Below are 13,708 nucleotides of genomic sequence, written 5' to 3'. Positions count from 1 at the left end.
AAAAATAAATAATATTATTGATACTAAAATCAATAGGAAATTAATGATTATGTTTTTCATCTAACCTTAATTTTTAGCTTTATAATTTAATTATTTAATCCTGCCAACTAAATTTATGAATGCACTTTTTATTATTTGGAAAATACTAAACATACATCTTATTAAGAAATAAAAAGATATCAATATTAATAAAAGAAAACTTACAAAAACAAACCCTGAATATATAAGATTCAAAAACTGTCCTCCGGTTTTTATATTTCCAATATTAACCCAAAGAGCTTGCAAGATAGAAAGTACGTTTAATGATATTATAAGAAGTACGAAATAAATTACCAGATTTTTAATTCCTTTCAGCATGGCAAAGTTTTTATAATATTTTACCATCAATATAAATCTTGTCCGCTTTTAAGCTTCCCTGATTATAAAGAACATTCTGGAAATTATTGGTTTTAAAAGTCACAAAATCCGCTTTTTGTCCTTCTGTTAATCTTCCTCTATCTTCCAGACCAAGCGCAAAAGCCGATCGGAAAGTCATTCCTGCTAAAACTTCTGCTGTCGTCAACTTTTCAAATGTTGCCAGAATGGAAGCCTGTGTAATTAAATTTCCCATAGGCGCAGAACCGGGATTCCAGTCACTTGCGATCGCTACAATTGCTCCTGCGTCCAATAATTTTCTCGCCGGCGTAAATTTTTCTCCCAATCCTAAACTTGCCCCGGGTAAAGCCGTGGCTACCGTATCAGATTTTGCTATAAATTCAATATCGTCATCAATGGTGGCTTCCAGATGATCGGCAGATTTTGCCCCCACTTCAACTGCAATTCTTGAACTTCCTGGAGTAAACTGATCTGCATGTACGGTAATTTCAAAACCCAATTCTTTAGCTTTTAGCAAAAAGTTTTTGCTTTCTTCGGGCTGAAATGCCGATTTTTCAATAAAAATATCAACCCGCTTCGCCAAATCCTCTTCTCTTACTTTCGGTAAAATTTCCGTTACAATATAGTGCAAGTACTCTTCATTGCTTCCTTCAAAATCTCTTGGCTTCAGATGTGCGGAAAGACAGGTTGGAACCAGAGTTGCTTTCGTCTTTTCCTGCGCTTTTTTAATGATGCGAAGCATTTTCAGTTCGTTTTCAGCGTCTAAACCATAACCGCTTTTTACTTCAATGGTTGTAATTCCAAGAGAAATTAAAAAATCAATTCTTTCCAGCAAAGTTTTTAACAATTCTTCCTCCGATGCATTTCTTGTATGCTGCACCGAGCTCCAGATTCCTCCCCCGCTTTCCGCAATTTCGAGGTATGTTTTTCCTGCGTTACGCATGGCGAAATCATTCGCTCTGTTTCCGCCAAAGCAAATATGCGTGTGGGAATCTACGAAAGCCGGAAGAACAATCTGCTCTCCTTTTACCGTTTCAATTTCTATATTCTGGTTTTCAGATTTTAATGCATCAAAATTTCCGACCTTTTTGATTTTATTATTATCGATTAAAATTCCTCCATCAGGAATGATCTCAAGCTGTTCGTCTGAAAGTTTTCCTCTTAAAGGAAGGTTTGCAAGTGTTACCACCTGCTTGAAAGGACCAATTAGTTTCATTACTATAAGATTAAGATTGAGGCTTAGATTAAGGATGAATTCTGTTTAAATGATTTGTTATCTTATTTAAATCATATACAACTTCATTAATTAAATTTTTTATTTCTAAGCACTCATTTTCTGAAAAATATTTTACTCGGCTTCCGTATATCAAATGGCTTTTTGTTTCAAATGCAGATCCTCTGGAAATATCATAAAACCTGCTTTTATCTTTCGCTGTTCTTCTCCCAAAACCTTCAGCAATATTTGCTGAAATACTTTCCGCTGATCTTCTTAATTGTGAAGTCAATGCATAATCTTCTTTTTTGGGTAAACTTTCAGACATATTAAAACATTTTTCAGCAATATCCATTGCCTTTTGCCAAACGGGCATCTCAGTAAAATCTTTTATCATTTGTTATTACTATTTGCCTCTCAAAAATACTTAAAATATATCAATATTGTAAATCATAAATACACTTCCCCATAACCTTTACTTAAATCTCAGAATTCCACTAAAATTAATCTCAGCCTCAATCTTAATTTTTACCTCAATTTTCCTATCTTTACGGTAAATGAAATTGAATTAATGCCCGATTTTTTACATCCCGATAAAGAAAATTATTCCCGCGAAGAACTTGCGCAGGAAGAGCAGATTCGTCCCCAGAGTTTTAAAGATTTTGCCGGACAGAGAAAAACATTGGAAAATCTTGAAGTTTTCGTGACGGCTGCAAAAAGGCGTGGCGGAGCGCTGGATCATGTTCTTTTACACGGTCCTCCCGGTTTGGGAAAGACCACTTTGGCCAATATCATCGCGAATGAACTTGGGGTAAACTGCAAGATAACTTCGGGACCTGTTTTGGATAAACCCGGAAGTTTAGCCGGTTTATTAACCAATCTGGAAGAAAATGATGTGCTTTTCATTGATGAAATCCACCGTCTTTCTCCTGTTGTGGAAGAATATCTGTATTCTGCAATGGAAGATTATAAAATTGATATCATGCTGGAAACCGGTCCGAATGCACGAAGCGTACAAATCGGCTTGAATCCGTTTACTTTAGTGGGAGCAACAACACGAAGCGGAATGCTTACCAAACCGATGCTGGCAAGATTCGGAATCCAAAGCAGACTTGAATATTATACGATTGAACTTTTGTCGATGATTATTATCCGAAGCGCAAGAGTTCTGGGCGTAAAAATCTATGAAGATGCCGCCATAGAAATTGCCAGAAGAAGCCGTGGAACGCCAAGAATTGCCAATGCACTGTTAAGAAGAGTCCGCGATTTTGCAGAGATAAAAGGAAATGGAGAAATCGAAATCAACATTACAAAATATGCTTTGGATTCATTAAATGTGGACGAATTTGGTCTGGACGAGATGGATAACAAAATTATGCGCGTGATGATCGAAAATTTTAAAGGAAAACCTGTGGGAATTTCGGCTTTGGCAACATCTATTGCAGAAAACCCTGAAACTCTGGAAGAAGTTTATGAACCTTTTCTGATTCAGGAAGGATTTATTATCAGAACTCCGAGAGGAAGAGAGGTTACCGAAAAAGCATACAAACATCTGAATATTGCGGTACCGAGAAATCCGGGTGAATTGTTTTAAGTTTAACTTGATTTCGAAGTAAAATTTAGATTTTCATTCAAATAAAAAATAAACAACATTATAAAAAACTCAATATTATATGAAGCTATATCCAATACAATGCGGAAAATTTAAGCTCGACGGCGGAGCGATGTTCGGAGTCGTCCCAAAGAGTCTGTGGGAAAAAACCAATCCTGCAGACGAAAGAAACCTGATTGAACTGGGAACCCGTTCTCTTCTTGTGGAAGACGGAAAAAAATTAATCTTAATTGACTGTGGTCTTGGAAATAAGCAGGACGATAAATTTTTCGGTCATTATTCGCTTTGGGGAGACGATAATTTAGACAAAAACTTAAAAAAATATGGTTTTGTAAGAGAGGACATTACCGATGTTTTTCTTACTCACCTCCACTTCGATCACTGCGGTGGCGCAATTGAATGGAATGACGATAAAACAGGTTACAGACCTGCTTTCAAAAATGCACAGTTCTGGACGAACGAAAATCACTGGAAATGGGCAACGGAACCTAATGCGAGAGAAAAAGCGAGTTTTCTGAAAGAGAATATTATCCCGATTCAGGAAAGCGGACAACTGAACTTTCTACCCCTTCCGGCAAACGGAAATTATGGTTTTGCACCTGACTTGAAAATGGATGTGATTTTTGTTGACGGTCATACGGAAAAACAAATGCTTCCTGTGATTCAGTATCAGGAAAAAACGATTGTTTTTGCGGCCGATTTAATTCCGACTGCGGGACACATTCCTCAGGTTTATGTGATGGGTTACGATACGCGTCCTCTTTTAACTTTAGAAGAAAAGGGTAAATTTCTTAAGCAGTGTGTGGATAATGAATATCTGTTGTTCTTTGAGCATGACGCACACAACGAACTGGCAAGTCTGAAGATGACTGAGAAAGGGATAAGATTAGATGAGACGTTTAGTTTTAATGATGTTTTTGGATATTAATTTTTGATTATGGAAGAATTACATTCGGAAGCTCAGAAAGCAGAACCTGATCCCTTATCTGCACCCAAAATTATTGGTTTAACAGGCGGAATCGGTTCAGGAAAAACTACGGTTGCCAAATTCATTGAAGAGTTCGGATTTCCGGTTTATTATTCGGATGACAGGGCGAAAGATATCATAAACGACAATGATGATTTAAAGCTGAAAATCAAGGAACTTTTAGGAGATGAAGCTTATGACGAAAAAGGATTTTATAATCGGAAATTTGTTGCTGAAAAGGTTTTTAACAATAAAGATCTTCTTCAGAGCTTAAATGAAATTATTCATCCTGCTGTAAGAACAGATTTTGAAGAGTGGGTGAAAAAACAGACAAAGTATCTGGTTTTTAAAGAAACAGCTTTATTGTTTGAATTAAAATTAAACCAGCAATGTTATAAGTCTTTACTTGTTACCGCTGAAGATAATATCAGAATAAAAAGAGTAATGGACCGGGACGGCAAAACCTACCGCGAAGTTCAGGCAGTGATGGAAAAACAGATGCCGGAAAAGGACAAAATAAAACTTGCAGACTGCATTATTCATAACAATACCAATCTTGAAGATCTCAAGGAACAAACCGAAAAAGTTGTTTTTGATATCGAATAAATTAAACTCGTTGGATTATTTCTAACGAGTTTTTTCATGCTTCTGTTCTTCAGGTAAAAAAACAGGCTCTCATTTCTGAGAGCCTGCTTAAGTTGATTAATGATTAAATGTATTATTCTTTAATAAATTTCTTCTGAACAGAAATGGTGTCTCCATCCAAAATGTCTATTACATAAAGTCCATTTATCAGGTTATGAACGTCGATCTTATTGTTTAAGATAATACCGCTTGACAATAATTGTCCTGCTGAATTATAGATCTTATAATTCGCTTTTTTGCTGATATTTTTCACATACAATACTGAGCTCACCGGATTCGGATAAATCATAACATCTGTCTGATTGATCGAATTAGCAACCGGAAGTTTAGAAATTCTTACCGTGTAATCTTCTACTTCACCATCTGGGAAGCTGTTACAATTTACCGGAATGATATCTTTGCCCATTGCTACTCTCATTACGACATATTTATAGTCTACCAGACTGATAAATGCATCTGCAGGTACCGTAAATGTAGTGCTCGCGGTAGGATTGCTGTTTGGTCCGTCAGCAAGGATTCTTTCGTTGATATCGAAATATCCGTTTCTGTTGAAATCGATCCAGACTGCAACTCCTGCTTTATTGTTTCCTGCTAGTTTTTTATCGATCACGATCTTGTTATCCGTAGATCCCTGAATCAGCTCGATAAATTTAGCCGGAACACCTGTATAATCTGAATAATTAGATCCTACAGAAATATTCGTCATCTGAGGTTTACCGTTTGGCGTTACCGTTACTTTAGAAATATATTCTGAAGTTATAGCTCCTGTTGATGCCATCTGACAATAAACAATCGTTGGCGTTGTGAAGAAATACGGCAGTGTATACGTTCCCGGAGTTCCGCTGCAAACGTTTGCTACCTGCATTTCATACTGTGTCAATTCAGATAAACCTGTAAGGGTAATCGTATTGGTATTAGACGGAACCATTGTCCAGCTCGGAATTCCTACTTTTCTGTATCTTAAGATATAAGTAGCACCCGGGAAAGGATCCCATGTTACTTGTGCCGTAGTCGGAGTAATCGCTGTAATGGTAAGTCCCGGAGGAGGCAACTGACATGTTCTTTCCGTTGTAAATACCTTAGGATTAGACCAAGGGTTAACTGTGGTTTCTCCGTTACAGATATTTGCTACCTGTACTTCATAGGTTGTATAAGGGCTTAAACCTGTAAGAGTGTAAGTATTCAACGGTGCTGCAGTAACGTTTATTGTAGCCCATGTTGCTGTACCAACAATTCTGTATCTGATTACATAAGTCGCACTTGGTACAACCGGAGCCCATGTTACTACGGCTGAGTTAGTAGTTACAGTTCCTATTGTTACATTCGGAGGGGTTGGATCACATCTTGTTGTGAATGTCTGAGTAGGTGTAAATGTTCCAGGAGTTGTTCCACAGCTTCCAGCTATCTGTACTTCATACGTTGTAGCGGGCGTTAAACCTGTTAAAGCCAATGGTGGATTTCCATTTAACGTTGATGCTACAATCTGAGTCCATGTACCAGTTCCAGATACTCTGTATCTTACAATGAATGTAAGACCTCCGGCAGGAACTGTCCATGTAACATTTGCAGAAGTATGCGTAATAGTATTGAAGGCTAAGTTAGTTGGCGTTGTAGTAGAACAAGGTCTTAATTTCACCGCATAATCTTCTACTTCTCCATTCACTGCATTCTGGCACATAACAGGAGCACTTGTACGTTTAAGAACGACTCTCATTGTCGTTGTTAATGGTCCGTTATATGCTGTTGCAGGAACGTTAAACAATGCTGTAACAGGAGTTGTTGTACTTGCTGCAGAAGCCATTATTTGTTCTGAAGTTTCAAATACACCATTTCTGTTAAAGTCTATCCAAGCCGAAACTGCATCATTTTGTGCTCCGCCTTTAGCTACTGAAATCTGGTTTCCTGTAGAACCTATTTCTAAGTTCACCAATGTTGCCGGAGTGGTATAGCTGATATAATTTGTCTGTACAGAAGTATTACTCATTGGAGGAATACCCGGATTCACAGAAGTTATTGTAACGTTTGAAATAAAGTCAGTCGTTCCAGTACCCGTCATATTACAATAAGTAATTGGCGTAGTCGTAAACAGCACAGACGTTGACCAAGGTCCCTGAACTCCACCGCAAATTGTTGCTACCTGAACTTCATAAGCAGTCTGCTCAGTAAGTCCGGTAATGTTATACGTATTTCCTGTAATTACAGCAGATGTATTCCAAGTTCCAACTGGGTTAGTAGTTCTCCATCTTACCAAATAAGTTGCCCCGGTAGAAGAGATCCAGGATACTGTAGCTGTAGTTGCTGCAATATTGGACATTGTAATACCGGTAGGAGCAGCCGTGGTACATGGCTGAATGTCTACAAATTTAACCTGATAGTCTTCAACTTCACCGTTGCTTGTAAGTGGTGAACAAGCATCTGTAGGTGTTAAGAAATATACAATAACACGCATTTTCACTTTATTCGTACCAGAGTAAGCTCCGGCAGGAACAGGGAAAGTAGCAGTAACCGGAGTTGTGGAAGAATATCCTAAGTTCATTATTCTTTCTCCACCGGCAACTGTTGTTGGGTTGTTATTAAAAATTCCATCGCCGTTAAAATCTATCCATGCATAGGTAGAATATGTACTTGATAAGATTGTTCTTCCTACAGAAAGTACGTTACCCGTAGAATTACGAGCTAATGTAATAATCTTTGTTGCATCATTAGAATAATCTGTATAGGTACTAGGTCCGGAGTTGTTAGACATCATCGGTGTATTCGTACCTGTAACCGTAATATTATTGATGTATCCGTCAGTTACAGTTGCAGTACCTGAATTACAATATGAAATTGCAGTCGTTGTAAAGTTGGTTGAAGCAGACCAAGCTCCTGTAACACCACCACAAATAGTTGCAACCTGTACTTCATAAGTAGTAGCTGCATTTAAATTTATAATAGTGTAAGGGTTAGTTACCGGAGCAATTACAGTCCATGCTCCAGTACCTGTTCTGTATCTTAATGTATAAGTTGCACCTGTTGCATTGATCCAAGAAACCAAAGCTGTAGAAGCTGTAACGTTTGAAACAACAACAGGAGTTGGAGGAGCTGTAGTACAAGCAGCAAGATCTATAATCTTAACCGCATAATCTTCAATTTCTCCGTTTGCAACTGTTGCACAAGGATCTGTAATTGTAGAAGTAGAGAAAATAACTCTCATTCTAAGTGTTAACGGACCATTATAAGCAGTTGCAGGAACTGTAAATGTAGCCGTAATAGGAGTTGTTGTACTTGCTGTAGTACTGATTACTCTTTCTCCTGTTTCAAAAATACCGTTTCTGTTAAAGTCAATCCACGCACCAACAGCTAAAGAAGATGTTGTGGTTGTTAGCCAAGATTTAGAAACAGAGATTGTGTTGTTCGTAGAGTTACGAACCAATGTTACCAATTTGGCTGGATCCGGAGAATAGTTTGTATATGAATTGGCTCCTGAATTATTACTCATTACGTAAGAATTCGTTGGAGCAACTGTCACATTAGAAATATAACCGTTCGTATTATTTGTAGAAGTAATATTACAATAGGTTACCGCCGGCGTTGTAAACTGATAAGGAGCAGTAAACGTACCTGTAGTTCCTGAACAAACATACGCCACCTGAACTTCATATTGAGTTTGCTCCAGAAGGTTGTTTATTGTATAAGCATTCGTTGTTAAAGGAACTGTAATCCAGGTTGGAGAACCTACCTGTCTGTATTGTAATATGTATGTTGCTCCTATTGCAGGATCCCACATTACATAAGCTGAAGTTGCTGTAATATTTGTAACAGAAAGATTTAATGGAGCATTACTTGTACAAGGAATAGGCTGAATTAATTTAACTGCGTAGTCCTCAACTTCTCCATCACCAAAACTTTGACACATTACAGGAGATGTGATATATCTCATAGCTACTCTCATCCTTGTCGTTGCTGGTCCATTGTAAGCTGTTGCAGGAACGTTGAAAGTTGCTGAAACTGGAGTTGTAGTGCTTGAAGGTGAATTCATTACCTGCTCAGTCGCTTCAAAAACTCCATTTCTGTTAAAGTCTATCCATACACCTACTGCTTCGCTCCATACTGTACCTGGAAAGAATTTTGTAACAGAAACAGTATTTCCTGTAGAACCGATTACTAAGTTTACCAAAGCACTTGGAGTAGCAGAATAATCAGTATAAGTAGATCCCGCAGAGTTATTACTCATTACAGCAGCACCTACAGGTGTTACCGTTACATTAGAGATATACTCTGAAGCAAAGTTACTGGATGTCATTGTACAGTAAGTAAGACCTAAAGTCGTAAAGTTTGTAGAAGCAGAGAATGGTCCCTGTACTCCATTACAAACTGTAGAAACCTGAACTTCATATTGAATACCATCAGTAAGACCTGTAAGGTTTATTGAGTTTGTTGCAGCATTCACTGTGATCCAAGTTGTGCTTCCTACCGGACGGTAGCGAACTACATACGTGGAGTTCGTAGTAGCTGCCCAGGTAACTGTAGCTGTAGTCTGCGTAATCGCAGAAACAACAATACCTGTAGGAGCTGCTCCGGTACAAGTAAGTAAAGAAGTTACTGTTGCACTTCCGATGGCATAGAATACATTTCCTATTGAACTCACTCTGATCTTAACTGTTCCTCCAACAGTAAGACCTGTTAAGTTAAGAGATTCACTACCATCGTTTGGGGTTGAAGCTACAGCTACTGTCCATGTTACTCCGTTATCTGTGGTGTAATCAATTTTTACATTCGCGACATTGTATGGAGCGGCGGTAGTATTAACTACGTCCCAAGTTACGTTTGTTGCACCATTATTATAGGCATTGGTTGTCGTTACTTTAAACGGACCGTCATTTCCAACTATAATCTGCTGATTGGCAAACTCGGTTTGCTGTTGAGTAGGAACCGGATTATTATCTCTTACCGTTACTCTGAAATTCGTTGTTCTTGCAATAGTGGAAACAGATTCCCATCCATTGTTAGAGTTGTTTAAAACTCCAGCCAATACAGAAGATAATTTAGGGAAATATCTTGTTGGGCTTGTCGTTGGATTAAATGACCTGAACGTAGCACCACTTGCAGTAGTTCCTAAGTTATTCTTATTAATTGTTACACTGGCGTTATCTACTTGTTCCCAACAATATGTCATCGGATCATTTTCAGCATCTGTAGCAGAAGCTGTTAAAACAAATGCTGTTCCTTTAGGAATATTATAAGTAGGCAGTGGTGCAATTACAGGGGGGTTGTTTGTAATTGGAGTTTCAACATCACACGTTCTGCTGATTAATCTGTTCTGTACCTGAGTAATGCTTACTGCATGGAAGTAAGGATCTGAGTGAGCCTGAACATCAGTATTTGCTCCTGTGATTCCTGCATATCCCATAATTGTTGACCCGGATCCCGGCTCAACGTTTACTCCGGCTGTTTCCAAACCATGAGAGAATGTATGATTTGCACCCAATTGATGACCTATCTCATGGGCTACATAATCTATGTCAAAATTATCTCCCTGAGGAATACCATCCGCAGGAGAAGTATATCCTGATCCTTTCTGCTGAGAAGTGGGACCTGTAGGATCTACACAAATACATCCTATACATCCTGCATTACCTCCACCACCGGAAGCACCAAATAAGTGACCGATATCATAGTTGGCATTCCCAACGTTAGCGGTAAGTGTTTGCTGAAGTTCCAAATTCCAGTTATTCATCTGGGCTGCAGGCGAATAAGGATCTGTTGCAGCATTGGTATAAATTACGTTTGGAAAATTCTGTAAATTAAGGTGTAATGCAAAATCTTTTTCAAACACCCCATTTACTCTGGTTAATGTTGCATTGATTGCTGTTAAAGCATTAGCAACGGTACCGCCGAAGTACTGCGTATATTCACCTGTTACAGACATTGCCAGTCTCATCGTTCTGTACTTTTTGTCGGATGACTTAGCAAAGTTTGTTGTCTGATTGGCAAATGATTTTCCCTCTGCATAAAGATTGGCTATCTCTTGTTTGGATAGTCTGTCTTCGTTCATAGAGCAAAGAAAACCTTCATTGCTTTTATCAGTTTTTGGATGCACACCATAAACTGTTTTGTTTTTATCAGCAGGTTCTATGAATTCATATTTACCATCCTTAATGATCATCGACTGAAAATCATCGGGTGCTAAACTGAATCTCAGATATTTGCCGGGATCATCTACCCCGACTCCTACATAAGATCCTAACTGATACTGATCTGCCAGTTCTTTTACGACCACAGGGAAGCTGTAAACTGCAAATTTTTCAATTTTCCCATCTAAAGTTGGCAAAGAAATCGTGACGGGTTTTGCATTTTTTCCCGTTTCCTGAGCTTTCGCCAATTGAGACTTTAGCAGAGAAATGTCCAAAGAGTAATAGTTCTTAATATCAGAACTAGCTCTGGCTTTTTCCCCTCGAAATGTCGTGGGACTCCATTGTGCACTGGTAATCGCAAACAAAAAGAGGAAAAAGAAAGAAGTAAAATTTTTCTTCATAACTTTCTCAATATATTAATTATACAAATCTAAACAAATTTAATTATTAAATTAAAAATATTTCTATTTTTTTTATACAGACTTTTCAACAATTCAATTCAAAGCATTGGGAATAAGTAAACAAATAAATAATATATGAGAAATTAAAAAACTTCAGTTATTATAGCTGCTGTAATAAATGTTTACAAATATAACCCCTGCAAAATATATATTTAAGTAAAAAAAACAAAAAATCCTCAGGTAAAAAACCTGAGGATTTCTATCATTGAAATTTAATTAAATTACTTCTTAATGAATTTAGAATTGAAAGATTCTTCTCCTTTTTCTTCAACAGTAATTACATAACCTCCTTTAATTAATTCAGAAACATTAATCTGCCCATTATTGATATTTCCTTGTTTTACCAATTGTCCAGTTGCTCCATAAATTTTATAAGTCGCTTTATCTGAAACCTTTGTAATATTTAAAATATCTGATGTAGGATTTGGATAAATCTGAATATTATTTTTAGGGTTTGCTACATCACTGGTTGATAAAACCTGCGACTTTAAAAATCTGCTTTGTGTAGAACTGAAGTGCGATCCTGAAAGCAAAGTTACCCCACCCTGAGTTTTGATATTATAATATCCTCCGTAAGGATAAAGTCCGTCCCCATAAGAATCGTTAATTGTAAATGTATAGCATTCATTTGGATTTAATGTCCAGTTTTCACTAATCAGCGCCGGAAGATTTGCACCGGAATCTGTATATCCAACTGCGGGACTGCTGTAAATAACCGTTCCCGAACTATTAGTCAGCGTCCATGAAGTTTCACTTCCGTAATTGTCCAGTTGAAGATTAAACACGACATTAGTATCCATTCTTGCAGGAGCTCCAAGATAGTTTACTGTTACATTACTGTTGGATGTTCTTTGGTCTACTGCTCCATTTACAGAGGTTACATTAATGTTTAGCTGTCCTCCCAAAGCTGTAGAACTCATAGGAAGTGTAATGATTGCATATTTATCCTGAGCTAAACTTCCGCTCCAGTTAAATGTCTGAACATTTCCGTTCAGGGTAAAGGTTATTACCGCAGAAGTCATTGTACTAGTTCCTCTGTTGTATAAGGAAATTTTTGGAGCCTGAGTAACACTGGAACAATCTACTGTATTACATTCCCTTTCAAGTTTTACTTCCGCATCATTTGCAAATAATGGAATAGCTATATCTTTGGTAGAGGTTTTCAACTCCACTCTCCTTGGAGAATTATTCATAACCGCAGTTATCCTGTCTTTCTGATTGACTGTAAATACGTTCATACAGGTATCTGTTGTATAATCCATATAATTCTGAATCATATCGTTTCCAGCCGCAGAAGGGCAAGAATCTACTGTTACACAATTGTAATTGGGAGCACTTGCAGCGGGTGTATCCGGACAATAGTCTTTATTGCTGTCTGTAGCATTCACAACACAAGAAGCATTATCTCCCCATATGTGTCTCAATCCCAAAAAGTGTCCCACTTCATGCGTCATTGTTCTTCCTTTATCATAAGGAGCTCCAAGCAGGAAAGAGTTATTCACATTATAATCACTGCTTCCAAATGTGGCATAATTAGCAACCACCCCATCGGTATAAGCCTCACCTCCAATAGTGCTTAAACCTCCTAAATTAGAGTTTGATGGAAACTGCGCATATCCTAATAATGTAGAACTTGTGAAACTTACACTCCACATATTCATATATTGGGTAGGATCCCAAATTGTTTCAGGTTTTACAAATGAATTGATTTCCGCCTGAGACCATGTAGCCTGACACAAATTTACACGATCAATCCCATTGGTAGGATTTCCATTGGGATCTACTTTGGCTAAAGCGAACTGAATCATGGTATCTGCTCCAACAGCATTGGTATTGAATCCCGGAGTTCCAGCCAATCTTCTGAAATCATTATTCATTACTGTTATCTGAGACATTACCTGTTCATCAACGATATTTGGCGCTACTCCTAAATTCTGGCCACTATGAATAACGTGTACCACAACAGGAATGGTTATAATATTTCCGTTTTGGGATTTATTTGCTTTAGCTTTCTCCACTAAGGGAGCCAACCAGGATTCAAACTGTTCTACAGTCATTCTTCCGGGAAATGTTTTTTGTAAAAACTCTTCATACTCTGTTGTTGAACACCTATCAAATCCGAAAGACTTTGCCAGTTCGGAAGATGATTTTTCAACATTGAAATCAGCTTTTCTTTTGGTAAAATTCTGAGCTGCTATATCTGCAGCAAAAAAAGAAGATAATAAAAGTACAGCTTTAAAAGTAGTAGATTTTCGCATATAAATTATTTAATACTCACAAATATAGCTATTTTGAATAAAAATAAATAAAAACAAAAGT

General features: G+C 37.6%; 7 protein-coding genes. 3 read left to right on the top strand and 4 right to left on the bottom strand.

Annotation, left to right across the window (positions count from 1 at the left end):
* Positions 1–367 precede the first annotated feature (367 nt).
* Entirely contained in the window at positions 368–1,591 is a 1,224-nt protein-coding gene (gene hutI / locus B0E34_RS11625) for an imidazolonepropionase (RefSeq protein ID WP_087709626.1), read from the bottom strand.
* Positions 1,592–1,619: 28 nt separating this feature from the next.
* The gene (locus tag B0E34_RS11620) at positions 1,620–1,985 is read right to left on the bottom strand and encodes a four helix bundle protein (RefSeq protein WP_087709624.1); all 366 of its coding nucleotides are present in this window, start codon (positions 1,983–1,985) and stop codon (positions 1,620–1,622) included.
* 174 nt (positions 1,986–2,159) lie between these two features.
* Here B0E34_RS11620 and ruvB point away from each other — a divergent pair, with 174 nt between their 5' ends.
* The 3 genes from ruvB (at position 2,160) to coaE (ending at position 4,773) form a co-directional block, all read left to right on the top strand.
* Entirely contained in the window at positions 2,160–3,182 is a 1,023-nt protein-coding gene (gene ruvB, locus B0E34_RS11615) for a Holliday junction branch migration DNA helicase RuvB (protein ID WP_087709622.1), read from the top strand.
* Positions 3,183–3,261: 79 nt separating this feature from the next.
* Positions 3,262–4,128, top strand: coding sequence for an MBL fold metallo-hydrolase (locus B0E34_RS11610; RefSeq protein ID WP_087709620.1), 867 nt, complete (start codon positions 3,262–3,264; stop codon positions 4,126–4,128).
* A 9-nt stretch (positions 4,129–4,137) separates the two neighbouring features.
* The gene (gene coaE / locus B0E34_RS11605) at positions 4,138–4,773 is read left to right on the top strand and encodes a dephospho-CoA kinase (protein ID WP_087709618.1); all 636 of its coding nucleotides are present in this window, start codon (positions 4,138–4,140) and stop codon (positions 4,771–4,773) included.
* A 112-nt stretch (positions 4,774–4,885) separates the two neighbouring features.
* Here coaE and B0E34_RS11600 read toward each other — a convergent pair whose 3' ends face one another.
* A complete protein-coding gene (locus B0E34_RS11600; protein WP_087709616.1) occupies positions 4,886–11,329 on the bottom strand; it encodes a GEVED domain-containing protein in 6,444 nt (2,147 codons plus the stop codon).
* Positions 11,330–11,610: 281 nt separating this feature from the next.
* Entirely contained in the window at positions 11,611–13,647 is a 2,037-nt protein-coding gene (locus tag B0E34_RS11595; RefSeq protein ID WP_087709615.1) for a M43 family zinc metalloprotease, read from the bottom strand.
* Positions 13,648–13,708: the final 61 nt, after the last annotated feature.

The sequence above is a fragment of the Chryseobacterium mucoviscidosis genome (assembly GCF_002177115.1).
In the GTDB taxonomy this organism is placed as follows: Bacteria; Bacteroidota; Bacteroidia; order Flavobacteriales; family Weeksellaceae; genus Chryseobacterium; species Chryseobacterium mucoviscidosis.
This window is presented reverse-complemented; position numbering and strand designations above follow the sequence as displayed.

Bases quoted from the DNA above. Each gene is read 5' to 3' on its own strand.
- B0E34_RS11610 (WP_087709620.1), top strand. From the start codon at position 3,262: ATGAAGCTATATCCAATACAATGCGGAAAATTTAAGCTCGACGGCGGA.
- B0E34_RS11595 (WP_087709615.1), bottom strand. From the start codon at position 13,647: ATGCGAAAATCTACTACTTTTAAAGCTGTACTTTTATTATCTTCTTTT.
- B0E34_RS11620 (WP_087709624.1), bottom strand. From the start codon at position 1,985: ATGATAAAAGATTTTACTGAGATGCCCGTTTGGCAAAAGGCAATGGAT.
- B0E34_RS11600 (WP_087709616.1), bottom strand. From the start codon at position 11,329: ATGAAGAAAAATTTTACTTCTTTCTTTTTCCTCTTTTTGTTTGCGATT.
- coaE (WP_087709618.1), top strand. From the start codon at position 4,138: ATGGAAGAATTACATTCGGAAGCTCAGAAAGCAGAACCTGATCCCTTA.
- hutI (WP_087709626.1), bottom strand. From the start codon at position 1,591: ATGAAACTAATTGGTCCTTTCAAGCAGGTGGTAACACTTGCAAACCTT.
- ruvB (WP_087709622.1), top strand. From the start codon at position 2,160: ATGCCCGATTTTTTACATCCCGATAAAGAAAATTATTCCCGCGAAGAA.